This is a genomic window from Pseudomonas sp. MPC6 (assembly GCF_006094435.1).
In the GTDB taxonomy this organism is placed as follows: domain Bacteria; phylum Pseudomonadota; class Gammaproteobacteria; order Pseudomonadales; family Pseudomonadaceae; genus Aquipseudomonas.
Genome location: NZ_CP034783.1, coordinates 3145441 through 3171423, shown reverse-complemented (window position 1 = coordinate 3171423; position 25983 = coordinate 3145441). Strand labels below are relative to the sequence as shown.

The following is a 25983-nucleotide window of genomic DNA, read 5'->3' as shown; positions in this document are numbered from 1 at the left end:
GTTTTTATTGGAGTGGTTGCAGGCAATCAGCGGATCAAAAAATCAAGACGTAGGTCTTGCGCACGGTTTCCTGGATGTCCCAGATACCGAGGCTGTTGGCAGGCAACATCAGTGCATCGCCGGCTTCTATGTAGAGGGTTTCTCCATCATCCGGGGTGAAGGTGCAGCGTCCCTGGATGAAGTGACAGAATTCCTGGGCAACGATCTGCCGGCGCCAGCGACCCGGCGTGCATTCCCAGACGCCGGTTTCGATGCCGTCGTCGCGTTCGACACTGGTGGTCGAGGCCACCGCCACCGGTGTGCCCAATGGCACGGCGACCGGGTTCGATTGTTCCAGCTGCAGGGTTGCGGTGTTCTTGAATTGTGTAATGCCCATGGGAGTACCTGTCGATAAAGCTATTAAATGAAGAACGCGCCGCTTACTGCATGAAACCTTCCATGAACCCCGCCACGCCGCTGGCGAGCTTGCGCCGCCACGGCGCGGTAGCCGGATTGGCCAGGGTCTGGTCTTCGTGGACGAAGCTGCGGATGATCGCGTTGTAGCCGAGCCAGCGGCAGGGTTCCGGCTCCCAGGCCTTGAGCGCCTCGAGACCGCCCTGGGGGATGACCCACGGCTGGCGCACCAGCTCGCTGTCACGCTGCAGAATCAGATCGGCCAACGTGCGCCCGCCCAGGTTGCTGGCGCCCACCCCCTCCCCGCCATAACCGCCGGACAAGGCAATGCCGCTGGCTCGGTCACAAAGCATGTGCGGTTTGAATCGCCGGGACATGCCCAGGTTGCCGCCCCAGGCATGGGTGATTTGCACGCTCTTGAGTTGAGGGAAGAGTTCGCCGAACAGATAGCGCCGTAACTCGACTTCGCTGCGGGTCAGATCAAAGTCGTGGCGCAGCTTGCCGGCGAACTGATAACCGCCGCGCGCACCGAACACCAGGCGGTTGTCCGCCGTGCGCTGGCCATAGGTGACCTGGCGGCTGCTTTCGCTGAAGGCCTGGCCGCGACTCAGGCCGATTTCATCCCAGGTCGCGGCGGGCAGCGGTTCAGTGGCGACGATCAAGCTTTGCACCGGCAACTGATAGCGCCCCAACGGCGGCAGAGTGACCGCATAGCCTTCCACCGCCGGCACGATCCACTGGCAGCGCACCCCGGCCTTCGCCGTGCGCAGGCTTCCCGACTGCCAGTGCGTGACCGGGCTGTTCTCGTAGATTGCCACGCCCATCCGCTCCACCGTGCGGGCCAGCCCCCGCACCAGCTTGGCCGGGTGAATAGTTGCGACGTGCGGCGCGTAGATCCCGCCATAAGGCTTGGCGATCCGGATCTGTTGCGCCAGCTGCTCGGGGTTGAGCCAGCGATAATCGTTTTCGGTCAGGCCCTGGCGGTAAAGCGCGTCCAGGTAATGGCGCAGGCTGGTTTCCTGCTCCGGATAGCGGGCGGCGCAATACAAGGCTCCGCCCTTGCGGTAATCGCAGTCAATGCCTTCACGATCGAGGACAATCGCCACCTCATCCGGAATACCGTGCAACAGATCGACAGAAGTCCGGCGCTGCTCGGGCGACAAGTCGGCGAGCAAGCGATCCTCGCCCAACAGGTTCCCCATCAACCAGCCGCCATTGCGCCCCGAGGCGCCAAAACCGGCGGTCTGCGCTTCAACGATGGCGATGTTCAGCCCGGGCGCCAGGCGCTTGAGGTAATACGCGGTCCAGAGGCCGGTGTACCCCGCGCCAATGATCGCCACGTCGACATCCAGATCCCGTTCCAGCGCAGGACGCGCCAGCAAGGGCTCGTCGAGTTGATCCATCCACAAACTGATAGTGCGCCACGCCGACATGCCAGACTCCGCCACTCAAACTTCGATGGCGTCGATCCTAGTGCGTGGACCTAGAGGCTGTCTTGCGCGCGTGCACGCAGAGAAATTTGTTTGGCATAGGCGTTCGGCGAAAGGCCGGTGTGCTGGCGGAAGCATTTATAGAACGCCGACAGGGAATTGAAGCCGGCGGCAAAGGCCAGTTCGTCGATGCGCAACGGCGGCATGGCACCCTCCAGCGCCGCGAGCAGATGTTGCAGTCGCGCCTGGTTGACGTATTGGTAGAAGCTCTGGCCAAGCACCTGATTCAGTAGATAGGAAATCTGATTGCGGCTGTAGCCGCATTCCCCGGCCACCCGCTGCAGGTCGAGTTCGGGATCCAGATACGGCTGGCGCTTCTGGAAATACTGTTGCAGGTCTTGCGCCATGAAACTCAGCTGCCGTGGCGACAGACCGAGCCGACTGACAGCCGGGCGCTGACTGCCGGCGGTTTTGCTGGCGGGCTGCTCATGCACCAGGGAGGCGTATTCGTTGACTCGCCAGATCAGCCCGTCACGCACGGTGATCGCCTCGCTGGCCCGGAACGACACCAGGCCTTCGCCGCCGCGCAGGGTGATGCGGTACTGGATGAACGCGGTGTTGCCGTCCAGACGAATACGGTCGGAGTGCTCCAGGGCTTCATCCGGATCCCGTGGCATGCTGCCGCGCACGTACTCATGCAATTCGTCGAGGCCCATCACCCGGTTCTGGAAAAAGTCGTTGTATTGCACATCGGGGTGAAACAGCGCCATGACTCCGTCCAGATCCCGGTGCTTCCAGCACAGGTGGTAACGCATCACCGTCTCGCCCGTAGCCTGGGTTTGCAACGGACCATCATCATCGGCATGCATAAGAGACTCGACGAAAAAAAAACCGAGCTTGCCGAAATTCCGCCCCGACGACAATGGTCAAACCCTGCCGACCCCGGCCTGAAAAAATCAGCCAAGGGTGACTTGCGTCAAAAAAAACTGAACCAATCGCTAAACGGCCTGAAAAATCCACATTATTTTCACAAGCAGATGCTACTTTTAAGGGCGTCACCGGTTGAGCCAATGAAGGCTCTTCCCACCTAACATGAGCTAACGGAAGCGCTCGATGAAGAAGGCGGGCTACACATGAATAAAGGGTTTAATAACAAAGTCACCTTTCCCAACGCCTGCCAGCTTATGCGCTGGCATTTTCATCCCATGGGTTTCGAGGCGAGCATGGATGCGCCGGGCAGTATGATTGCCCGTCTGTTTGACCGTGCCAGTGGCGAGACCATGATCGCCATCGCCGGCATCCCCTGCGCGACGGTCATGAATGCGGCGGATGTAGAGCGAATAATCGAAGCGGTGGAGGATGAGCTCGAGGCTTTCATTCCGCCGATGGCCCTCAGGAGTTATGCCTGAAGGCTGAATCACCCACAACACGCCCACATCATGTGGGCTTTTTTGTGGGGCAAGATCAAAAGATCGTCCGAACGCGGCCCGAGCCTGCGGCAGCTCCTACAGGGGAAATGCGTTCAATGAACGGGCTTGTCGGATCGCAGCACTGCAGAGAAGACCTCCGCAAATGCTGGCAACCGCCGCCCTGTAGGAGCTGGCTTGCCAGCGAAAGCGTCAGGTCAGGCGCCTTCATCATCGGCCGTGCGGACGTCTTCGCTGGCAAGCCAGCTCCTACAGGGGGTTTGCGTCCACCTGGGGCTGGGGCTTTGAGGTTCACGCCGATGTCTTGCCCTGGCGGTGATCGACGAAGAAGGCCTTGCCCTTGCCGATCCGGTCGGAGGCCTTGGGCATGTTGGCCGCCTGGGTGTCCTGACCGTCGACGTACCAGTAGCAGTGACTCACCGCCCGAGTGATGCCGACATAAGCCAGGCGCAGGATTTCGTCTTTCTGCGCATTGTCATACGCTTCACTGTCGCCCGCCTTGCCCAGACCCGCCATGCGGTAGACCTGGTTCTTGTAGGGTGAACAGGTCAGGTGCTGACAATCCCCCAGCAGGAATACCGCGTCCGCCTGAAGCCCCTTGGCACTGTGGTAGGTCAATTGTTTCAGCCGTCGCGCGTCATGGGGCAAGCTAGAATCTACATTAACTACAGGTTGAATATGCTGTTCTATCAATGCTTTATCGCTACTTTTTCGATAAAGCATCAAGATTGAATCGCCCTTTCTGTAGTGCTCGATCAAGCGTGCGGCCATGCCTTGATCATCCCGATCGAGCACATTGACCGGCAGCAACGCCTTCGGTTCGCCACTGGCCTTGGCCTTCTTGCCCGCGATTGCCGGTGCGGCGCGCACGATATGTTCGGCGGCATCGATGATGTGCTGGTGACTGCGGTAGTTGTCGCTGAGCATGACCCTGGTCGTGCCCGGTGACGGGAATTCCTTGCTGAATTCCATGAAATAGCTCGGCGAACTGCCGCGCCAGCCATAGATGGACTGCCAGTCATCGCCAACACAGAGCAACGACGAATGTTGCGCACCACGCCCCACATGCATGGCTGGCCCGCGACTGCGGATCTCGGTCAGGCTGGCGCGGATCCAGGAGACGATCTGCGGCGAAACGTCCTGGAATTCATCGATCATCAGGTGCGACATCGGCCGCAGCAGCTCATCGTTCAGCAGTTTCAGATTTTCCGGCGAGTGCTCGCTGAACAAGGCGAACATCCGGTTGTAGGTCATCACCGGCGGTTTCTGGTCAAGCAGGTGGTCTTCCAGTGCTCGCCAGAACAGGCTTAAAGCCTCGAAGAAAAACCGGTCCGGGTCATCCTTGGCAAAACTCATTTGCCCTACCGCGTGCGGAACATCCAGCCCGAGGTTCTCGATAAACCCCGCCGCCGCCACGAAACAATCCAGCAGCGGTGGCGAAGCAAGCTCGCCCTTGACCTTGTAGTCGAAGCCGGGACCGGCGCTGGCATCGCCGGCAAGCGACGCCAACACCCGCTTTGACGACTCATAACTATCAAGCCATATCAATGGCTTATGACAGAAAGCTTGAAACAAGGTGCGCTTTACCGCCCATTCCGCGCGAACCGAAAGCTTGGCGTTCGGACGACTGACTTGCGGGTTTTCCCGGGGATCGAAACCCAGCACCACCCAGGCGTCCAGGCTCGGAATATAGCCGTGGCAATGGAAGGTGGCGCCGTTGATATCGAACGTCTGGCGATTGGGCTCGATGCCGTTGATCGGCCAGGCACCGGCGCGGAACCACAGGTCTTCAATGACATCGCACAGCTCTTCATCACGCTTGGCCGCCAGTTCGGTCACGGCCATGCGTTTTTGCACGTCCGGGTGATCACGCTCCAGCTCCTTGAGTTGCAAGGCATGACGCGACAAAGGCTTGATCAGTTCACGAAAACGCTCATCCCGGGTATGCAGGCTGTGATAGCAGGCGTTGAGCTGCTGGCGCTGGGCATCATTGATGCGCAGGTCGAACGGATTGCTGTCGACTTCCTCGTCGCCGGTTTGTACACGGTTGCTGAGGTTTTCAAAGGCTTGCAGCCGCTCGAAGCCCGGCAGGCTGCGAACCATTGGCAGGATGCGCGAGTGGAACGTGCGCACCAGATCCCGCGCCTCCTTGAGACTGAGCGCCCGCCCCCAGAGCGCAAACAGTTCGACCAGCTTGTTGATGAAGTCCTTGCGCGACTCACGGGTAAAGGTCACTACCGTCATCGAGCTCAATTCGAAGCCCAGATAGTGGCTGAGCAGCAAAATCCGCAGCACCAGCGTGGTCGACTTGCCCGCGCCCGCCCCGGCGATCACCGAGGTCGAGGGGGTGTCGCTGAAGATCATCTTCCACTGGGCGGTGCTGGGCTGGGCGTGCGGCGCCAGCAACCGGGCAACGTCAGCCTTCATGCGCTTCTTCAATTCTGCACTCAGTGGCAGGCGCCAGTCGTCGAACAGATTGGCGTCGATACCGGGCGGGCGATGCTCGGTGGCGCGTGAATCGCGGATCAGCAATACCTGCCGGCCCTCCTCAAGCCCTTCAAGCTTGCCTTCCTGATAGCCGTAATCGACGCCGGCGCTATGCCCGCTACGAAAGCCGTCAGCCTGGCCGTGCAGCCAGGACGCGCGATGTTGCGCGCGCAGGCGCGTCAGGCCATGGCCAAAGAACCGGGCGGCCAGACGCTTGAGCCATGGCATCTCGGCCAGCGGGCGAAGTTCGGGAGGAAGATCGGGGGTGTGTTGCGGCACGCGGGCGGACTCCAGGGTGTGAGGCTGTTGCGGACTATGGTGGCTGCATTTGCCCCTGAGTTCTAGTGAAATGCTTACAGGTCATTGGCTTATACGCTGAAGTGAAGGCTGGATAAGAACCCGTCGAGCCGTTAAAACATCGACTAATTCGATTGTATTCAGGCATTTTTTACGCTTTTTATCGATCGGTACCTGACAGATGATGCTCGCCATCAACCACCTTTTGCGGAGACGATCATGCTTGAACTCAGACCCTTCAACTCCCTGGGCGGCGCCCACCACGGCTGGTTGGATGCCCACCACCACTTTTCGTTCGCCGAGTACCACGATCCGAAACGCATGAACTGGGGCAACCTGCGGGTATGGAACGACGACGTGATCGCCCCGGGTACCGGTTTTCCGAAACACCCGCACCGGGACATGGAAATCATCACCTATGTCCGTGAAGGCGCCATTACTCACGAAGACAATCTGGGCAACAAGGGTCGTACCGAAGCGGGCGACGTTCAGGTCATGAGCGCCGGTACCGGCATCGCCCACAGCGAGTACAACCTGGAAGCCACCGCAACCCGGATCTTCCAGATCTGGATCATCCCCAATGAGTCCGGTCTGGCACCGTCGTGGGGCGCCAAGCCTTTCCCCAAAGGCCAGCGCGAAGGATTCGTGACCCTGGCCAGCGGCAAGTCCGGCGACGATCAGAGCCTGCGGATCCGTGCCGATGCTCGACTGGTGGCCGCCAACCTGAAGGCCGGCGAATCCGCCGAGTATCGCCTGGATAACGGACGCCGCGCCTACCTGGTTCCCGCGACCGGGGTCATTGAAGTCAATGGCTTGCGTGCACAAGCTCGAGACGGGGTGGCGGTGGTCGACGAGCAGGTGTTGCGGGTGACGGCGATCGAGGACAGTGAAATCGTGTTGGTGGATCTGGCTTGATCGTTTGAATGCAGGGTAAAAAAAGGGGCGACCGTGATGGGTCGCCCTTTTTTGTTTAGCCGAATTTATGGTGGTGACTGTTCCGACGCCTACGCTGGCAAGCCAGCGCCTACAGGGGATCATGTTCGACACAGAATCTGTGTTCACTGGATCACTGTGGGAGCGGGCTTGCCCGCGATGAGGCCCTCACTTATTTCACAGAAATGGCGCCATCCACCAGGGTTTGAGCTTCGGCAACCAACTGCTTGAGGTGCTCGTCACTGACAAAGCTCTCGGCGTAGATCTTGTAGATGTCTTCCGTGCCCGACGGCCGCGCCGCGAACCAGCCATTCTCGGTCATGACTTTCAAGCCACCGATGGCCTGGTCGTTACCCGGCGCATGGCTGAGGATGCTCTGGATGGCTTCGCCCGCCAGTTGGGTCGAGGTCACCTGATCCGGGGACAGCTTGCCCAGCAAGGCTTTCTGCGCTGGATTGGCCTTGGCGTCGACCCGCACCGAGAACGGTTCGCCCAGTTCATCGGTCAGGGCGCGATAGGCCTGGCTTGGGTCGCGACCGGTGCGGGCGGTCATTTCCGCTGCCAGCAAGGCCGGGATCAAGCCGTCCTTGTCGGTGCACCAGACGCTGCCATCCTTGCGCAGGAACGAAGCGCCGGCGCTTTCTTCGCCACCAAAGCCCAGTGAACCGTCGAACAGCCCCTCGGCGAACCACTTGAAGCCGACCGGTACTTCGTACAGTCGCCGACCCAGGCGCTTGGCGACGCGATCGATCAAGCCGCTGCTGACCACGGTCTTACCCACGGCGGCATCGGCGCGCCATAGCGGTCGGTTCTGGAACAGGTAATCAATGGTCACCGCCAAGTAGTTGTTCGGCGCCAGCAGGCCGCCGGACGGGGTCACGATGCCATGGCGATCGTGATCGGGATCACAGGCAAATGCCACGTCGAAGCGTTCTTTCAGGCCGATCAGGCCTTGCATCGCATAAGGCGACGATGGGTCCATGCGGATCTGCCCGTCCCAGTCGACGGTCATGAAGCGGAACGTGGAATCCACCTCTTTATTGACCACTTCCAGGTCCAGACGGTAATGCTCGGCAATCGCCGACCAGTAGCGCACCCCTGCTCCGCCCAGCGGATCGACGCCCAGATGCAAACCGGCATCGCGAATGGCATCGAAGTCGATCACGTTGATCAGGTCGGCGACATAGGTGTTGAGGTAATCGTGACGATGGGTGGTGCCCGCCTTCAACGCCTGCTCGTAGCTGATGCGCTTGACGCCGGCCAGCTTGTTGCCGAGCAGTTCGTTGGCCTTGGCTTCGATCCACTTGGTGATGTGGGTATCGGCCGGGCCGCCATTGGTAGGGTTGTATTTATAGCCACCGCTTTGCGGCGGGTTATGGGACGGCGTGATCACGATGCCATCCGCCAGGCCCGATGTGCGCCCGCGGTTGTAGCAGAGGATCGCATGGGAAATGGCCGGCGTCGGGGTGTATTCGTCACCTTCGGCGATCATCACTGTCACGCCGTTGGCGGCCAGCACCTCGAGTGCGCTGGCGCCGGCCGGGGTGGACAGCGCGTGAGTGTCGATACCGACGAACAGCGGGCCATCGATGCCCTGGGCTTCGCGGTACAGGCAAATCGCCTGGCTGATCGCCAGCACGTGCCATTCGTTGAAACTCAAGTCGAACGAGCTGCCTCGGTGCCCGGACGTGCCGAAGGCTACGCGCTGGGTGGAGATGGCGGCATCAGGCTGGCCGGTATAATAGGCCGTCACCAGTCGCGGGATGTCGACCAACAGTTCTGCCGGTGCCGGTTTGCCCGCAAAAGGACTGAGTGTCATTGCAAAACCTCGGGAATAGAGTGGGTCAGGAATTGGCGCAGTTTACTGGCAGTTTGACCGCAGCGCGATATTAACGATCCCGCAAGCGACGCTATAAAACGCGCCGGCTTCGCCAAAAACAGATCAGTCGATCGATTCCAGACGCAACGCATCCCCCAACAGACCCAGCACGGCGGCGAGATCATGGTCGCCGCCGAACGTATGGCTCAGGCGCAGATGTTGCGAGTGCAACCCCTGCAGACTGAACAGTTCTCCCGGCGCGATCACCACCTGGTGCTTGAGCAGCCGCTGAAACACTCGATGCACATCGACCTGGCGCAGCGAGCGGGCCCAGATCGTCGCGCCACCCTGGGGATCGACGAACTGCAAGGCATCGCCCAGACGCTCCTGCAGCAACTGGGTCATCTGCACTTTGCGATCCTTGAGCAACCGCCGCAATACCTGGAGATGGTGGTCGATACGGCCATTGACGTACAAGCGGGCGATGGCTTTCTGGCGAATCGGCGACAGGCGAAACGAGCGCAGCAAAAACTGTCGCTGCAGTTCAACCTTCAGATGCCGCGACAGCAGGTAGCCGTAGGGTGCCTCGGGCCCGATGATTTTTTCGAACGTGGAAAACACCAGCAGCCGGTCAGGGTCCAGCAGATCGCGAAACCGCAGGCCGCCCGGCTCGAATCCGAGTTCACCGTAGCAGTCGTTTTCCAGGACCCAACTCCCATGCTCCGCCAGCAGCCGCGCGATGGCGTGTCGGTTGTCGTCGGGCGCCAGGCTGCCGCGCGGCATGTTCATGGCGGATGAAAGCATCACCAGGCGCACCGGCCTGGTCTCCAGCAACACCTTGAGCCGCTCGACGTCCAGACCGCCGCAGGCTTGCAGCGGCAGCTCGATCACCTCCACCTCAGCGGCCTGCAGCAGGCGCAGAATCCCCCAGTCGCATGGCGACTCGACCACCACGGTGGCGTCCTTGAGGCACAGCACCGCGATCAATATTTCCAGGACGCCACGCAGGTCTGCGCCGATGTACACGTCATCGGCTTGCCAGCAGCGCAGTGGCGAGGAGGTATAGCGCGCCGCCAGCGCCGCACGCAGTTCCAGCTCCCCGCACGGCTGCGAAGACGATTGCGGCTGGCGCGGATACTGGCGCAGCAATTCCCGCTCCAGCAACAGCAACGGCCGGTCCAGGGGTTGCAACAACGCCGGCTCATCGGCGCTCAAGACCAGCATGCCCGGACGCCTGGCATTGACATAGACCGTTTCGAGCAGGTCATGACCACTGCCGGGCACGATGACGCAGGACACGGGCAACGCGTAATAACCGGATTTGGCGACCGAATACACCCGCCCTTCCTTCTCCAGCAGCGAGTAGGCGTACTGAATCGTCGAGATCGACACGCTCAGACGGTCCGCCAACTGGCGCAACGACGGCAGGCGCACCCGTGTGTCGCTGGCCGGCGCCTCGATCAGGTTGGTCAGGTAACGGTATACCGCCTGATAGGCGAAGTCGGTTTCTCTTGGTCCTTTCACTGTCCCGCCGACCATTCGCCCCCCACGGCGCAGTTATCGTCATACAGGGTGGCCTGCATGGGCACCGGGTCAGGTATCGAGCCCAGGCGATAAAGCGTGCCGATCAGGCTGACCGGCAGCCCGCTGACATCGACCATCCATTGCGCGATTTGCTCCGGCACCGGATTGCCCTGCATGGCCCGGTGCAAGTCAGGCATCGCCACGAGCATGCCGGGGTGGCACTGGCGCAGGAAGCGCTCAAGGGCTGCGCCGTTATCGCTGAAAGGTGCGAACAGCAGGCACACCAGTTGCGCCTCGCTCAAACCAAGATTTTTCTGGGCCTCGGCCGCTGCCCGGGCGCGCTGCTCGGCCGAGGTCGCCGGGTTGCCGAACGCCGCCACCGCCTGCTCGCCCAATCGCTGGGGAAGTTGCTTGCGACGCATCATGACCAAGGCCCATTGCAGGTAGTCGGCGACGCCCGACTCGTAGCTGCGAGCATGCATGAAATACGCTTGCAACCCCTGCAGGTGTGCGCAGATAGACAGGCTGACGTAATCGTTGTCACGCAGCTGAGCCGACAACTCGTCCGGTTGAAACCCGAGAAACTCGGTCAGCAGCGGCCAGCGCTCTTCCAGAGGGCTGACCAAGAGATCGTGAATGTCGATATAGGTCGTGCGACGGCAGGCTTCAAAATGCTCGGCGGGTCGCCATGCAGCCCGGTCGTCCTCGGGATACAACCGGCGATAGCTGTCGCTGCCCAGTTCATCGAGCAGCGTGAACAGCCCTTCGTAGCCGGGTTCGTGGTGATTCGAGGGGCCGAGCCCGGCCTTCGCCGCCGCACGCCTCAACCCCTCGATAAAACGTTTTTGCTGGCGAGGGCTGTCGCTGCTGACCAGTGCATCGACCCCGCGGTCCCAGCGGGCGATTTGCCCGTAGAACTCGCCGGTGGCCAGGTACCCGTCGTCCCACAGATCAAGCGGTCCGTTCGAGCTTCGACGATGCCCGACCATCAGCAGGTTGAGCCGATGGAATTCCCGCCCGGCTTCGGAGATCGGCGCCAGGTGATTGAACGGCAGGACCTCCCGGTTTTCGACCATCAGGACTTCGACCCGTGAATCGTCATACAGGAACAATGCACTGTGGCTGCGGTGGATGTTTTCCAGGGCCGTGGCGCTGTCGCCGTTCAGGCGCAGGGTGGCGACACGCAGCTGGAACGTCGCGGGCGCGCGGCCGGCGATACTCAGTTGTGCAGCACGCAGCAGCGCCAGGGTGTAGCAACTGTCACGTGATCCGGACTGGATCGCCAGCACCTTGTACTCGCCAATTCGCTCTATCCCCCCCGCAGCCACCACCAGCCTCTGAATCAGCAGCTGCAATGCGGTGCGTTCGGCGCGCGAGAAGAAACTCAGCAATCGTTGCAGTACTTGTTGATAGACATAGGTCATCGCTTGATCATGGATATTGGTCATCTTCATTTACCTGGTACGCGTAAGTTCGACAGTGCATAAACAGACATAGGCACGGTGCAATGGATCGCCAGCCCGTGCTTGAAGAGCCGGGCTTTATTGCAAAATGCTAACACTTAAATTTTTGGCAATTATTTGCAGTGAGTGACGACTGCCCGAGCGTTGACCAAGGACTGAATGCCGCGAAGCCCGGTAGATACGGTGCCGTGCGGCAACGCTGGACGTCCTAGGAAATGTCCGACAGCGTCCCACAGACATTTAGTACAAGAAATAAAGAAGGAAGTTACCCATGCTTTTTGGGTAACTGCTTTACGAGCCGCTATTGCTCGAACATGCATCAATGAGGCGTATTGAAAAGTATCAGCCCGAGAACCGGCCATGACTCATTCCTTGAGATGAAAGTAATCATTCAATTATCAGGGCTTATAAGCTGATTAGAAGATACAGATTGAGAGCAAAAACCAGTTCAGTTGCTGAACTGACCCACCGACAAGGCGATGGGAAGTCTCAGGTGTGAGGTTGGGAAGCAGCAACGAAGAGTCCGTGCGGGCACGGACTCTTTTTCTGGGGAGTTACGCAGGCTCGACCTGGAGGGCGACCCGTTCGCGACAAGGACATTCGTCCATGTAGCGATGTGCTTCGACAAACTCGGCAAACGGGAACACCCGGGTCTTGAGCGGCAGCAGCACACGGTCTGCGGTCAACTGGTTGATATCGCGCAAGGCCCGTTGCAGCGCAACCTGGTCCTGAATGATGCCCAGCTCCGGCTTGCCGGTGAAATTGCCGATACAGTGCACGAAGAATTGAATGTTCTTCTGGAACGCTGCACAGGCCGGGAATGGTGTCTGGTTACCCCCTTGCAGGCCGTAGAGCACCAGGCTGCCGCGAGGTGCAAGCACATCGCCAAGCAAGGACATCTGTGGGCCGCCGAGTCCGTCGAATACCACGTCCACGCCACGGTTATCGGTGATCTTGTTGATTTGCATCAGCAGATCCTGTTCTTCGGTGACGATGACTTTCTCGGCACCGAGGGACAGCAGGTATTCCCGTTCATCCGCCGTCTTGGTCGCGGCAATCACCCGCACACCCATGGCTTTGCCCAACTGGACGAACGAAGGTCCGGCACAGTGACTGGCGTCGGTGACCAGGGCAAATTGCCCGGGCTTGACCCGTGCCAGATCGGTGTAGGCGAAATAGGCGATCAACAGGGGCGTGTAATGCACACTGGCTTCGATCGGACTGAGGACATCCGGGTAACGGGTCAGCGCCGAGCGCGGCAGCACGATCTGTTCGCCGTAGACCGGATAGTCGTTGGGGCTTTCGGCCGGGAAGCTGGCGACCTTGTCACCGATTTCCAGGTCATCGACACCCTCGCCGAGCGCCGTGACCACGCCGGCCATTTCATGGCCAAGCCCTGAAGGCAGGCGAGCATGGGACGACGCCAGGTTCTGGCGCCAGAGGATGTCGTACCAGCTGATGCCAATTGCTTCGACGCGCACCTGCACTTCGCCCGGCGCAGGCAGAGCGGCCGCATGCTCTTCGCATTTGAGCACCTCGGCCGGACCAAACTTGTGAAAACGGATCGTGCGTGACATCGCAAACCTCGTCAAAAGAAACCTCTAATGCCCTGAACTCTATCTGGGCTTTGTACCCAAGACCATCAGTGGCTATTAATAGTCGACATGCCTGTCATTGATTCCGCAGCATCGACTGGATCAACGGTTATGGTCGCCGTTCCAGCGAAACTGAATTATTCGGTGCAGAGTAGCAGCCTTTCCCCGTAAGATTCATGCCGGCCATTGTTCTTAAATGGCCGCTCTCGTCAAGCCTAGACTCTGCCAGGACTCCAGATGAATCGTAATGACCTGCGTCGTGTCGACCTGAACCTGTTGATCGTATTCGAAACATTGATGCACGAACGCAGTGTGACCCGCGCTGCGGAAAAGCTGTTCCTCGGCCAGCCGGCCATCAGTGCGGCGCTCTCGCGCCTGCGCGGGCTGTTCGACGATCCGTTGTTCGTGCGCACCGGGCGCAGCATGGAGCCGTCCGCGCGGGCGGTGGAGATCTTCGCCCTGCTCTCTCCGGCCCTGGATTCGATCTCCACCGCCGTCAGCCGTGCGGCGGAATTCGACCCGGCGACCAGCACCGCGGTCTTCCGTATCGGCCTGTCGGACGATGTCGAATTCGCCCTGCTGCCGATGCTGCTCAAGCGCCTGCGCGCCGAATCGCCGGGGATTGTGCTGGTGGTGCGGCGGGCCAACTACATCCTGATGCCGAGCCTGCTGGCCTCGGGCGAAATTTCCATCGGCGTCAGCTACACCGCGGACCTGCCGGCCAACGCCAAGCGCAAGGTGCTGCGCCGCAGCATGCCCAAGCTGCTGCGCGCCGACACCGTGCCGGGGCCATTGAGCCTGGATGACTTCTGCGCGCGACCCCACGCGCTGGTGTCGTTCGCCGGGGACTTGAGCGGCTTTATCGACGAAGAACTGGAAAAGCTCGGGCGCAAACGCCACGTGGTGCTCGCGGTCCCGCAGTTCAACGGCCTGAGCACCCTGCTCAGCGGCACCGACATTGTCGCCACCGTGCCGGATTACACGGCTGAAGCGCTGACGGCGGCGGGTGGTGTGCGGGCTGAAGATCCGCCATTGCCGGTGCGCAGTTTTGAGCTGCATATGGCGTGGCGCGGGTCCCAGGACAATGATCCGGGGGAGCGGTGGTTGAGGTCGCGGATTCAGATGTTTTTTGGCGACCCTGAGAGTCTATAGGCGCCGTCGGACAGCCTGTTTATCTGATCATTTTTGCCTTTCAACAAACCATGGAGCTCCATTCACTTCCAGTGGATTGCTACATTGGGGGCACATCTGAGGGCATACTTTGGATGGTTTGAAAAGGATGCCCCCAGTCTAACGCCACAACAAGACCTACCCCTCGACGTAATTAAGCGCCACCAGAATCGCACTCCATCGCACCCGTAAAGCAGTCAACGCTCTGGTCGCTTTGGCGCAGCAACACCAAATCGCGCGAAGGTATTCTGGGGCAGCTAACCGGGAATTTGCCTGTCGACCTCAAGCCCCTTAGAAAGCAGCATGTCTGAACTCCAAGGGGAATAAGGATACAGTTCGTCTGGTACCGAAAAGAAGCGTCAGTCGACGTGGTTAAGCCCCCAACTCCTCGTGTCTCTCCATGGGGTCAACCGCACCCTGCCCTTCAATTTCCCTTGCCAAAAACGGCGCGCGCCGCCGCAAATAGTCCAATTTGATGTCGCCATCGAAAAATGCTGTTGCGTACTCTTCACGGACCTTCAGGCAATCATGGTCGTTCAGTTTCAGGCGTGTGATGGTAGCGAGCACCCGCGCCTCAATCGCGGGATCAAGACCCTCGCCGGGAATAACCTGGTAGCTGACCAGTTCGAGACGAAACCACCCATCCTCGACCTCGAAAGGGTCTAGGACATCCTGGTAGTTGTTCTTGCGGGAATTCATTAGCGTGCAGGCCAAGCGATAGTTCTGCCATTCGTATACGTCCTGCCACGCATGAGACTTAGCTAGCATATGGTCCACTGAACCACCGCCTGTGACTCGCTCGATATAGATACAGATATAGGCGCAGAGACGGCCGTACGCCTCCATCAAGTCCGGTAGAGCATGGGTCCACACAGGTGGAAACTTGTCAGCCGGAATATCTTCGCGTGTTTGCGCCACTACCCCCCTGGGCCGCCCTCTACGCGCGGGCAGGCCCTCCTCACCTACCAGTTCGGCAATGGCTCGATGACCAGGTTTTCTGACTATTTCATCAAAGCTCTCAGGCTCATTCGCCGGCTCGACTCGAATCATGCGTTGCCCAACCTCTGCTCGCGGAAGTTGCTCCAGCGAACCCAGAAAGAATCGACATCACTCAAGCTACCCCGAAGTGCCGAGTCAATATCGCTAAGTGTGCTCTTCTGCTCAGCTGTCAAAGGCGCCTTCTGCAGGCTGACTTGCCGCAAGAATGCTCGGGCACGGCCCAGCGCTTCTTCGGCAACCACGGAGCTGGGCTCCTTCAGATTGAAAACCTCAGAAGAGAGCCAAGCGTTCACATCCCCTTTACGCGAATAGGGATAGAGCGATGCCTGTACTTCGGCACCGACCAAGTCGAAATCCCAGATGCAATCACGCGCACTATCAAAATCAGGCTCGACCGAAGCCAGCACCAACGGTGAATGAGTCGCTGCCAATAGCTGCACAGGTACCTCACGACTACCAGTGAGTGCATTCATGACGTTGAGCAACGCTGGGACGATACGGCGCTGCCATTGCGGATGCAGGTGGCACTCGATTTCATCAATTAGAAAGATGATCTCTCTTGCCGGTTGGACCCGGTAACGCTCATAAGCTAACTGATGCTCTCGCCAAGTCCATACCAGCAGATAGGCCAATGCTGCAATACGACGCATTCCTGCCGAAGCCTGGGTCAACGGCACATCCTGTCCGTAAGGCATGCGTAGCGAGGGAATGTATCGGACACTATCGCCCACTCGCATCGGCTCCCCTGGCTTCATTTTTTCTACACCAGAAGGTGACAGAGCATCCAGCACTTTGACCAGATCATCGAAAGCGGGCTTGCTACCTTCTTGCCACAGAACCCAATCACTGATCAGCCCGTTGCACAGTTGGGTTTTGCCGTCGCTGGAAAGCAAACCATTCCAGACCGCATCAGGTGAAAAGTCAAAGCTACGTGGACGGTTCGGTGCTGCGGCCTCTCCCCTGTCCCCCTTCCAGTAGTTGCGGGCCGGGTCCCAGACAGAAAAGCTGCCGTCGACTCCTGCATAGATCACTACCCCTGGAATTGCCGGACGGCTCTGCTTAACCGACCATTGCTGAGACTCATGGTCGAAATTACTTTTGTAGACAAATTCGCCGGTGCTACCTTCGTAGCAGTAAGCAATACTCGACTGACTGGCGTCCTTACGCGGAGTGGCTATGCCGTCTCTGGGCCAAGTGCGCGTTAGTGACCACCAGGCGATGTCTAAAACAAAGCTTTTACCCAAGCCATTGTCGCCGGTCAGGAAATTCAGACGCGATTTGAAGTCGATGGCGAGCCTCTCTGCAGGACCAACACCTTCAAATGTCAGGTTTTTAAGCATGGGCGGTGTCTCCAATCATTCAGGGGCCGACCCATAGGCGCAATGGGATGCTCCCAAAACCGTTGGGGGCTGTACGGCAACAAGGCACTTGCGCCTATCATCAAACAATAATTTTGAGGAAAAGTAGTCGAGTCTCCAATGCGTTGACCGCCCAAGCTGGGCAGGTCCTTGCGCTGGATTTATCTGGGGCCGCCAGCCAAGCTCGTACACTACGCACGCTGCACGGACGCTTAGTTTCTTGGGCAATGAGCTCAGCCGCTTGGGCTTGGGTAACGCCTGATTGCTCAATAAGCCACAGAAGCTTGTCTTTAGGGTACATGGAAAGCCTCGTAGGCACATGTGCCTATTGTAATGCATCGAGGCGAACTCGTCGAAAGCCGTCAGACTCCCCCCCGGAAAGCTATGCAATCACTTGTGAGCTGCCTATACGAAAGTGAACGGAGGAAAGCCTGCCCAATCACCACGGCTGTATGCGTACGCCCAACTCACCTTGCGTGAGTCAAGCTGGCGTCCACTGATGCGGTAGCAGTCGTTGCTCGTTCCAATACGGTGGATTTTCTTGCCCATGGCATCGACCTGGGACAGCAACTGCATGGCTTGTTCGGCCAAGGCGCGAAGCTGTTCCGGGGTCATCTGGTCGAGGTTGGGCGAAGAAGTCATGCCGCAAATTGTGTCAGAGCAGACGGTCTGCGGCGACCAACAGATTGGCCAAATAGCAGGGGTTTAAAGCACTGTGATTGAGCCGCCCGAGCCGACTCGTTGCCAAGGCAGCCCCCAGCACCAATGCCTGAAGTTGCTCGTTGTCGAGTTCGACTTCCGAGCCATGGCGAATGCCTGGCCAGTGGAATTTGCCTTGATTCAATCGGCGCGCCGCGAGCCAGATGCCGACGCCGTCATGCACCAGAACTTTGATTCGGTTGGCGCGGCGATTGGCGAACAGATAATCACAGTGCGGCTTCGCCGCACCGAACACGGCAATCACCCGGGCTAACGCCGTTTCGGTGCCGGCGCGCATGTCCATTGGCTCGGTGGCCAGCCAGATCGCATCGATGCGGATCACTGGGCAAGTGCTCGGAGAAATTGGGCGCTGCCTTCTGGATCTGAGCTTGGCCATTTCACTGTGATCGATTGCCCACTGACGGACAGCTCAACGATCGCCAAGGACTCGGATGGCCGTTTAGGCGCAGCTTTTAATGGAACAAATGCTGGCAGCGAGGTTGCTGGCTGTTCTCGGTAAAGCGGCATCCATTTGCGAATGACGTTGGCGTTGATACCGTGGCTGATGGCGACGCTGGAAATGCTCGCGCCAGGTTGCTGGCATTCCTGAACGACCTGGGCGTTGAACGGTTTCGGATAAGAGCTTCGTTGGCGCATGGAAATTCTGGCGATAAGGGTGATCGCGTCCGCTTAAAAATACGCGGACACCATCGTCCTTAATGCCGGGGTTCGGAAGGTGACTTGGCCGGACGTTCAATTGGCAAGTGTCATCATTCGATCAACCGCATCCGAGAGTCTCCAGGTGAGGTTACCCCCGCGCGGCGATCATCATCGTACGTTCGGTCTCCTGGCTTGATGCTGATTGTTCCTGTGAACGTCATTGCCATGAGCAATCCGAGTATGCCCTCCCTGCTACTTCGTAGAGCTTTATTAACTGTTGCTATTCTACGTTTTAAGCACCGCGTCAGAATGGCAATGCTACCATTGCCGTAGCATCAACCTAGACAAGCAGGTCATCGATGTATCAGAACTTAGCCCTGCTTGCCGCTTTCCTCCTGACCTACAGCATATTTGCGGGGCGTTTCGAGTCACGCCTGCTCAATGGTCCGCTCATGTTCATGCTTGCCGGTCTGATTCTCGGCCCGGCGTTTCTGGGGATTCTCCAACTTCGGATTGACAAGGACGGCCTCAGGATCCTGGCAGAACTGACATTGGCGATTGTTCTCTTCAGCGATGCAGCCAACGCCAACCTCAAAGTCCTAAGAGCGCACGAAGGATTGCCGCTGCGCTTATTGATGATCGGGCTGCCACTGACCATGCTTAGTGGTTGGCTGGTCGGCATCTGGCTGTTCCCACAGGTACCGCCGTTGGAATTGGCAATACTGGCGACTCTTCTGGCTCCCACCGACGCTGCGCTGGGCAAGGCCGTTGTGAGCAATCCCAAGGTACCGGCGTCCGTGCGTGAAGGGTTAAACGTGGAGAGCGGGTTGAATGATGGCATCTGCGTTCCGGTGCTGTTGATGTTCCTGGCACTGCTGGTCGAAGAGCAGACGCAGTCACCCCTCTCGCTGGCAGTGGAGTTGGTTATCGAGGAGCTGGGCATCGGTGCAGTCGCCGGTGTCGCTCTTACGCTTATCGCCTGGCTGTTGCAGCGTTACTCCGGAAAACACCATTGGCAAACACCCATGTGGTCACAACTGACACTGCCCGGGTTAGCCATTCTTTGCTTTGCCACAGCACAAGCATTAGGCGGTAGCGGGTTTATCGCCGCGTTCGTCGGAGGGTTGCTCGCCAGCTATTTGTTTACCGAGCAAAAGCATCACTTGCTCAAGGCCAGCGAAGAGTTCGCCAGTCTGCTGTCAGTCATAACCTGGGTCGTATTCGGCGCACTGGTGATCCCTTGGGCCTGGAGCAGTTTCACCTGGAACATCTGGCTGTATGCAGTGCTCAGTCTGACCGTGATTCGCATACTGACTGTGCTCATCAGCCTGGCAGGCACCGGCTTCGATTTCGAAACCCGCCTGTTCATCGGATGGTTCGGCCCGCGAGGCTTGGCAAGTATCGTCTTCGCCATAATGATCTTGGACTACCCTCTGCAAGCCAGCCGTACCTTGGTGGCCGTTGCGGCCTGTACCGTTTTACTCAGTGTTCTACTACATGGCTTGAGTGCCAATCCATGGGTCTCACGGTTGGCAAATCGCGATCATTGATTTTTGTCAGAAATGCCACCTTCTACGGGTGCTAGCGTTGTGATGATTGGCTACGCTTCTGTCCAAGTAGCATTCACACGGAGCAGGGTATGGGCGAGAACATCAAGGCTGTCAGACCGCTCGTCGGCTTGCCCATCGCCATTATGGTAGGGGTCTTGAGCCTGGTTGCCGGTTGCGGCAAAGAGCCCCCTACCCTGGCGAGTCAAGCACCCGATGTAACGGTCATGACGGTCACCGCGCGCAACACTCCGGTGACGTTCGAATTCGTTGCCCAAACACAGAGTTCCCGCGAGGTGGAGATTCGCGCCCGGGTTGCCGGCTTCCTGGAAAAGCGGCTGTACACCGAAGGCGATTTGGTGAAAAGCGGGCAAACGCTGTTCCAAATGGACCGTAAGCCTTTTGAAGCCTCATTGCTGTCGGCGCAGGGCCAATTGGCTCAACAACAGGCACGCTGGGAAGTGGCCAAGGCCACACTGGCCCGTGTCCGTCCCCTGGCGGCGCAGAATGCGGTCAGCAAGATGGATCTGGACAATGCCGTCGGCGATGAGCGTCAGACTCGGGCCGCCGTGCTTGCCGCCGAGGGCACGGTTCGAACCGAGCAGTTGAACCTCAGTTACACCACCATAAGCTCTCCCCTCACCGGCCTTTCAAGCTTTGCCAAAAAGCAGGAAGGCAGTTACGTCACGCCAGGTGAGTCCGGGCTGCTGACCACCGTTTCACAGATGGACCCGATCTACGTCAACTTCAGTCTTTCGGAAAACGAGACGCTCAAGTACCGCGACGAGATTGCCTCCGGGCACCTCATATTCCCTCTGCGCAGTGAGTTTGTCGTAGAAGTGGTGCTGGCCGACGGCTCAGTGGTACCTGACCGTGGTCGTCTGAATTTTGCCGCGCCCTCTTATAGCCAGGACACCGGCACCTTTCTGGTCCGCGCCGTGGTGGCCAACCCGAACGGCCAACTGCGTCCAGGCCAATTCGTGCGGGCGCGGGCAATCGGAGCTTCCAGGCCGAACGCCATTGTGGTGCCGCAGAAGGCAGTACTGGAGGGTGCCAAGAGCCACTTCGTCTGGGTAATAAATGCAGAGGGCAAGCCCGAGCAACGCGTTGTCGAAGTGGGTGACTGGCATGGCGACGACTGGTTCATTACCCAAGGCTTGCAAGCGGGCGAACGCATAGTGGTCGACGGTGCGATCAGAGTGACACCCGGCGGGCCGCTGAATATCATCTCCCCCCCTCCCACCGCGCAGGCAGGCGAGACAACGGCGAAACCGACAGCTGCCAAATCGGCGCAAGACACTGGGCGCAGCCCATGAGCATTTCGCACTATTGCATTGATCGCCCCATCTTCGCGTCGGTGATCTCGATCATCATCACCTTGGCTGGCGCAGTGGCGATGGCTAAATTGCCGGTCGCCCAGTACCCGGATATCACGCCACCGCAAATTACGGTTTCAGCGACCTACCCGGGTGCCGATGCACAGGTCGTGGCCAATAATGTGGCAGCGCCTATCGAGCAGCAGGTCAATGGCGCCGACAACATGATCTACATGAACTCGTCGAGCTCGGCGACGGGCAACATGACCCTCAACGTCTTCTTCGAAATTGGTACCGACCCTTCGCTTGCCCAAGTGGACGTGCAAAACCGGGTCAATCTGGCCCTGCCGCAATTGCCCTCCGCAGTGCAGAGCCAGGGTATTCAGGTGCAGAAGAAATCCTCGGCGTTCATGATGGTTCTAGCTGTGTACTCTGCTGGCGACCGCTATGACAGCACCTATGTCGCCAATTACGCCAACCTCTACATTCTGGATGCGATCAAGCGTATTCCGGGCGCCAACCAGGCCAGTATTTTTGGTACGCCGGACTACGCCATGCGGATCTGGCTCAAACCCGATCGAATGGCCCAGTTGGGGATTACCGCCGCTGACGTGCAGAAAGCGGTCACCAACCAGAACCAGCAATTCGCCGTAGGCCGTGTGGGTCAATCCCCGACGGGCCAGGCCGTGGAACAGTCTTTTGCCGTGACCACCAAGGGACGCCTGACTGAACCTGCGGAGTTCGAGAACATCATCTTGCGCGCGAGCAATGACGGGGCTGCCATTGTTCGTCTCAAGGACATTGGTCGAGCCGAGCTCGGGCAAAAAGACTACTCCCTGCGCAGCACCTATCAGGGACGCCCCGCCACATTGATCGCGGTGTATCAACAACCGGGTGCTAACGCACTCGACGTCTCGGCAGCCGTGACGTCGACCCTCGCGCAAATGAAGACGACCTTTCCCGAAGGGATCGAATACAAAATCGTGATGGACACCACCGCGTTTACCCGCGCGTCGATTTCCGAGGTGATACACACCTTTTTCGAAGCGTTGGTGTTGGTGGTCGTGGTGGTTTTCATCTTCCTGCAGAGCCTGCGCGCCACGCTGATCCCGGTGCTCGCCGTGCCGGTGTCCATTGTTGGCACCTTTATCGGCATGTCGGCCCTGGGGTTTTCGGTGAACATGCTGACGCTGTTTGGCATGGTGCTGGCCATCGGCATCGTGGTGGACGACGCCATCGTGGTGATTGAAAACGTCGAACGCAATATGCACGTGCACAAGATGAACCCCAAGGAGGCGGCCAAACGCGCCATGGATGAAGTGGCCGGTCCCGTGGTGGCCATCGTGCTGGTGCTGTGCGCGGTGTTCATCCCGGTGGCATTCATGGGGGGAATCACTGGCCAACTCTACAAACAGTTTGCGATTACCATCGCCATCTCCGTGGTGATCTCCGGCCTTGTGGCTTTAACGCTTTCGCCGGCCTTGGCGGCCCTGCTGCTCAAGCCCCAACACGGCGAAAAGAACGCTTTTTTCCGCTGGTTCGAGCGCAGCTTCGAACGCATGACCGAGGGCTACTCGCGCTCGGTGGCGTTTATGATCAAGCGCTTTGTCCTGGCGTTGTTACTCTTTGCCGGCATGATCGTTCTGATTCTGCTGATGGCGCAGCGCATTCCCAGTGCCTTCCTGCCACCGGAAGACCAGGGTTATCTGCTGGGGGCGGTGATCATGCCCGATGCCGCCAGCCTGGATCGCACCGGCGAGGTGGGCAAAGTAGCCAGTGACTTCTTCATGAACGACGAAGCCGTCGAGGGCGTCGCCATCGTTAACGGCTACAGCCTGCTCGACGGCCAGAACAAGAACAATGCCGGCGCCTTCTTCGTCGGGTTCAAGGATTTCGAGGAGCGCTACAAGGACTCGGAAACAATCAAGGAACAAAGTGCCCCTGCGGTCATTCAGAAAGCCGCCCGCGCTTTTTCCACGGTACAGGGCGGGATTATTCTTCCGGTCAATCCGCCGTCCATTCCCGGCCTGGGCACTACAGGCGGCATGGAGGTATGGGTGCAAAGCAAGGGGGACGCCACCGTCGACCAATTGGCTGAGATGGTCGGCACCCTTGTCGCAAAAGCCAAACAGCGCCCGGAACTCGGCGCCATTACCTCCACCTTCAACGTGTTTTCCCGGCAATTGCTGGTCGACGTAGACCGGGAAAAGGCAGAGACGCTGGGGGTGCCGGTGGAAGACGTCTACAGCACCATGCAAACCATGTTTGGCTCTCTCTATGTGTCTCAATTCAATAAATTCAGCCGCCTGTGGCAGGTGATTCTGCAGGCTGAACCGAGCTATCGGCTCAAGGCCGAAGACTTGCAGCAGATTTACGTGCGCAGTAAAAACCTTGGGATGGTGCCGCTCAAAGCCCTGCTGACCACCCGCTACGTCACCGGTCCCGACCTGCTGACCCGCTTCAACAACTTTCCGGCGGTCAAACTCACCGCCAACGCGGCACCCGGCTACAGTTCCGGCCAAGCGCTCAAGGCCCTGGAAGAAATCAGCGCTGAAATCATGACCAACGACTACGCCCTGGCCTTGAGCGGCGAAGCCTTCGAGGAGAAAAAAAGCGGGGGGGCCTCCTCCCAGGTGATCATCTTCGGCCTGATCATGGTGTTTCTGATCCTGGCGGCTCAGTACGAGAAATGGTCCCTGCCCGTCGGCGTATTGCTGGCGGTGCCCTTTGCCTTGTTCGGTGCACTGCTTGCCGTCCTGATCCGGGGGTTAAGCAATGACGTCTACTTCCAGATCGGCTTGACCATGCTGGTGGCCCTGGCCGCCAAGAACGCCATCCTCATTTTCGAGTTTGCGGTACTGAACCGGGAAAACGGCATGTCCGCCTATGATGCTGCAATGACTGCCGCCAGGGAGCGCTTGCGGCCCATCGTGATGACGTCACTGGCGTTCATTTTGGGTTGCGTTCCGCTGGCCATTGCCGTCGGGGCATCGGAAAACAGTCGACACTCCATCGGTACAGGTGTGATCGGCGGGATGCTGGCGGCGACCGTCATCGCCATCTTCTTTATCCCTCTCTTCTACTACCTCGTTGAACGTTTGACTGAGAAAAAAGGCGCGGTCAAACAGACAACCCCGCCGCCTTCATTAACGTCGCCCGGGGAGATTCCCGGCGGCGTCCCTCTACAAAAACATGAGGGGGATTGAGATGCGCACACTTCATCTCCCGCTGTTGATTTGTCTGGGCCTGACGGGCTGTATGCTCGGCCCGGATTACCAGCGCCCTGCCACAGACGCACCCGCTGCCTATCGCTATGCGGACCAGGAGGCCAACAATCTGTCCAACACCCTGTGGTGGGAACAGTTCAAGGATCCGGTCCTGAATGACTTGATCCGCAGTGCGCTGGCCGAAAATAAAGACATCAAGATTGCCGCCGCCCGGGTCGAGGAATTCCAGGGGCGTTACGGAGTGGTGCGCTCGCAGATGTTTCCGCAAATCGGCGTCGGGGCGCAAGGCAGTCGCTCCAGAGCTCCGCGCGACAACGGCCCGGTGCCATTGGATTCCGGCGTCGACCCGATTTACAAAAACTACCAGGCGACCCTCAATGTGAGCTGGGAGTTGGACGTCTGGGGTCGTTTACGACGGCTCAATGAGTCGGCGCGTGCTGACTTGCTGGCCTCGGAGGAAGGTCGGCGTACGGTCATTCTGAGCCTGGTGTCCTCGGTGGCATCCAGCTACATCGCACTTCGCGATCTTGACCGGCAACTGGAAATCGCCCGCACCACCGCCAAGGCCCGTGGCGACTCCTACGGAATTTTTAAACTGCGCTTTGGCGCCGGCACCATTTCCGAAATGGAACTGGCGCAAAACCTCTCCGAATTCCAGCGCACCCAAGCTTCTGTATCGCAATTCGAGTCCCAGGTGGCGCAACAGGAAAACAATTTGGCGGTGCTGCTTGGACGCAATCCGGGACCTATCATCAGAGGCCGTGATCTGACGCAACTGACCCTGCCCTCGGTCCCCGCCGGGTTGCCTTCGGACTTGCTGGAGCGACGCCCAGATCTACGTCAGGCCGAACTGAACCTGATTTCCGCCAATGCCCAAATCGGTGCCGCCAAGGCGCTGTACTTCCCGACGATATCCCTGACCGGGCTGTTGGGCTCAGTCAGTAACCAACTCTCGAATTTATTCACCGGACCGGCCGCCGCCTGGTCCTATGGTGTCGCCGCGAGCATGCCTATTTTCACCGCTGGCGGGATCGCCGGCCAAGTCCAACAGACCGAGGCCTTTCAACAACAAACCTTGCTGGTCTACCAACAGTCGATTCAATCAGCCTTCAGGGATGTGGAAAACGCGTTGGTCGCGGCGAGCAAATCCCGTGAGCAGATGGCTTCCCAGGCCGGTCAGGTCGAAGCGCTGCGGACTTACACCAGGTTTGCACGACTGCGCTACGACAATGGGTACACCAGCTACATAGAAGTCCTGGATGCCGAACGCAGCTTGTTCGATGCCGAGTTGAATTACACCCAGACCCGGGGTTCGGTGTTCACCGCCATGATCGATGTTTACAAGGCGACAGGTGGTGGTTGGGTGACCAAAGCGGACAAGTTGACGGCAACTGTCAGCGAAAAAAGACCATGATCAGAATGCCGCCCGCCAATATTCAATTGATGCGGCACCAGTGCAGGAATCCGACACGCGGTATTGAGCTATTGAAAACAGTCCAGAAGGGTTGATTTTTATCAACAGTTTGCCAGTTGTTCGAGTACAGACTAAAAAACAGAAAGATCAACAGCACGAATGGCTACCGTCATCGTACTTGGATGAACAAAGGATGACTCCGCACAGGTCAGGATGATTGAAACC

21 protein-coding genes are annotated in these 25983 nt (G+C 58.9%); 8 read left to right on the top strand and 13 right to left on the bottom strand.

The annotated features are described in order from the left end of the window. Nucleotides 1–34 precede the first annotated feature (34 nt). From ELQ88_RS16825 to ELQ88_RS16815, 3 genes are read right to left on the bottom strand one after another with little or no spacing between them, the layout of a single operon-like run. Nucleotides 35–376, bottom strand: coding sequence for a cupin domain-containing protein (locus ELQ88_RS16825; RefSeq protein ID WP_138966451.1), 342 nt, complete (start codon nt 374–376; stop codon nt 35–37). Between the two features lie 43 nt (nt 377–419). Next, nucleotides 420–1826, bottom strand: a complete 1407-nt coding sequence (locus ELQ88_RS16820) for an FAD-dependent oxidoreductase (RefSeq protein WP_138966449.1) — start codon at nt 1824–1826, stop codon at nt 420–422. Between the two features lie 50 nt (nt 1827–1876). Then, nucleotides 1877–2692, bottom strand: coding sequence for a helix-turn-helix domain-containing protein (locus ELQ88_RS16815; RefSeq protein ID WP_138966447.1), 816 nt, complete (start codon nt 2690–2692; stop codon nt 1877–1879). On the opposite strand from ELQ88_RS16815, the gene ELQ88_RS16810 reads away from it, so the two are divergent. Both ELQ88_RS16810 and ELQ88_RS16805 read left to right on the top strand, forming a co-directional pair. Further along, nucleotides 2687–2914 (top strand): hypothetical protein, encoded by a 228-nt coding sequence (locus ELQ88_RS16810; protein WP_138966445.1) that lies wholly within the window; start codon nt 2687–2689, stop codon nt 2912–2914. The genes ELQ88_RS16815 and ELQ88_RS16810 overlap by 6 nt on opposite strands. A gap of 42 nt (nt 2915–2956) precedes the next feature. Then, nucleotides 2957–3232: a DUF1652 domain-containing protein gene (locus ELQ88_RS16805; protein WP_128873417.1), complete on the top strand. Its 276-nt coding sequence runs from the start codon at nt 2957–2959 to the stop codon at nt 3230–3232. A 309-nt stretch (nt 3233–3541) separates the two neighbouring features. Here ELQ88_RS16805 and ELQ88_RS16800 read toward each other — a convergent pair whose 3' ends face one another. Next, nucleotides 3542–6016: a UvrD-helicase domain-containing protein gene (locus ELQ88_RS16800; RefSeq protein WP_138966443.1), complete on the bottom strand. Its 2475-nt coding sequence runs from the start codon at nt 6014–6016 to the stop codon at nt 3542–3544. 237 nt (nt 6017–6253) lie between these two features. On the opposite strand from ELQ88_RS16800, the gene ELQ88_RS16795 reads away from it, so the two are divergent. Continuing rightward, a complete protein-coding gene (locus ELQ88_RS16795) occupies nt 6254–6949 on the top strand; it encodes a pirin family protein (RefSeq protein WP_128873419.1) in 696 nt (231 codons plus the stop codon). A gap of 190 nt (nt 6950–7139) precedes the next feature. Here ELQ88_RS16795 and pgm read toward each other — a convergent pair whose 3' ends face one another. The 4 genes from pgm to ELQ88_RS16775 all read right to left on the bottom strand — a co-directional run bounded on the left by pgm (nt 7140) and on the right by ELQ88_RS16775 (nt 13350). Further along, nucleotides 7140–8786, bottom strand: coding sequence for a phosphoglucomutase (alpha-D-glucose-1,6-bisphosphate-dependent) (gene pgm, locus ELQ88_RS16790; protein ID WP_138966441.1), 1647 nt, complete (start codon nt 8784–8786; stop codon nt 7140–7142). 123 nt (nt 8787–8909) lie between these two features. Then, entirely contained in the window at nt 8910–10310 is a 1401-nt protein-coding gene (locus ELQ88_RS16785; protein WP_128873421.1) for a PLP-dependent aminotransferase family protein, read from the bottom strand. Further along, nucleotides 10307–11758: a hypothetical protein gene (locus tag ELQ88_RS16780; RefSeq protein ID WP_138966439.1), complete on the bottom strand. Its 1452-nt coding sequence runs from the start codon at nt 11756–11758 to the stop codon at nt 10307–10309. Before ELQ88_RS16780 ends, ELQ88_RS16785 begins: the two co-directional genes overlap by 4 nt. Before the next feature lie 569 nt (nt 11759–12327). Further along, nucleotides 12328–13350, bottom strand: coding sequence for a zinc-dependent alcohol dehydrogenase family protein (locus ELQ88_RS16775; RefSeq protein WP_128873422.1), 1023 nt, complete (start codon nt 13348–13350; stop codon nt 12328–12330). 255 nt (nt 13351–13605) lie between these two features. On the opposite strand from ELQ88_RS16775, the gene ELQ88_RS16770 reads away from it, so the two are divergent. After that, nucleotides 13606–14520, top strand: coding sequence for a LysR family transcriptional regulator (locus tag ELQ88_RS16770; RefSeq protein WP_064677643.1), 915 nt, complete (start codon nt 13606–13608; stop codon nt 14518–14520). Between the two features lie 390 nt (nt 14521–14910). Here the strand turns inward: ELQ88_RS16770 and ELQ88_RS16765 are convergent, their stop codons facing one another. The 5 genes from ELQ88_RS16765 to ELQ88_RS16740 all read right to left on the bottom strand — a co-directional run bounded on the left by ELQ88_RS16765 (nt 14911) and on the right by ELQ88_RS16740 (nt 18251). Beyond that, nucleotides 14911–15588, bottom strand: coding sequence for a hypothetical protein (locus tag ELQ88_RS16765; protein WP_138966437.1), 678 nt, complete (start codon nt 15586–15588; stop codon nt 14911–14913). Then, nucleotides 15585–16877 carry an ATP-binding protein gene (locus tag ELQ88_RS16760; protein ID WP_138966435.1) on the bottom strand — a complete coding sequence of 431 codons (1293 nt, stop codon included), beginning with the start codon at nt 16875–16877 and terminating at the stop codon, nt 15585–15587. Before ELQ88_RS16760 ends, ELQ88_RS16765 begins: the two co-directional genes overlap by 4 nt. 423 nt (nt 16878–17300) lie before the next feature. Further along, nucleotides 17301–17537: a hypothetical protein gene (locus ELQ88_RS16750; protein ID WP_138966432.1), complete on the bottom strand. Its 237-nt coding sequence runs from the start codon at nt 17535–17537 to the stop codon at nt 17301–17303. A 13-nt stretch (nt 17538–17550) separates the two neighbouring features. Continuing rightward, nucleotides 17551–17937 (bottom strand): IS66 family insertion sequence element accessory protein TnpB, encoded by a 387-nt coding sequence (tnpB, locus tag ELQ88_RS16745; protein WP_161599968.1) that lies wholly within the window; start codon nt 17935–17937, stop codon nt 17551–17553. After that, a complete protein-coding gene (locus tag ELQ88_RS16740; RefSeq protein WP_138966428.1) occupies nt 17934–18251 on the bottom strand; it encodes a transposase in 318 nt (105 codons plus the stop codon). The genes tnpB and ELQ88_RS16740 overlap by 4 nt, the downstream gene beginning before the upstream one ends. A 362-nt stretch (nt 18252–18613) precedes the next feature. Here ELQ88_RS16740 and ELQ88_RS16735 point away from each other — a divergent pair, with 362 nt between their 5' ends. The 4 genes from ELQ88_RS16735 (at nt 18614) to ELQ88_RS16720 (ending at nt 25758) form a co-directional block, all read left to right on the top strand. Continuing rightward, nucleotides 18614–19804, top strand: a complete 1191-nt coding sequence (locus ELQ88_RS16735; protein WP_138966426.1) for a cation:proton antiporter — start codon at nt 18614–18616, stop codon at nt 19802–19804. A gap of 224 nt (nt 19805–20028) precedes the next feature. Next, on the top strand, nt 20029–21117 hold the full coding sequence (locus ELQ88_RS16730; protein WP_346342820.1) for an efflux RND transporter periplasmic adaptor subunit: 1089 nt from the start codon (nt 20029–20031) through the stop codon (nt 21115–21117). Continuing rightward, nucleotides 21114–24323: a multidrug efflux RND transporter permease subunit gene (locus ELQ88_RS16725; protein ID WP_138966422.1), complete on the top strand. Its 3210-nt coding sequence runs from the start codon at nt 21114–21116 to the stop codon at nt 24321–24323. Before ELQ88_RS16730 ends, ELQ88_RS16725 begins: the two co-directional genes overlap by 4 nt. A 1-nt stretch (nt 24324) precedes the next feature. Further along, nucleotides 24325–25758 carry an efflux transporter outer membrane subunit gene (locus ELQ88_RS16720; RefSeq protein ID WP_138966420.1) on the top strand — a complete coding sequence of 478 codons (1434 nt, stop codon included), beginning with the start codon at nt 24325–24327 and terminating at the stop codon, nt 25756–25758. Nucleotides 25759–25983: the final 225 nt, after the last annotated feature.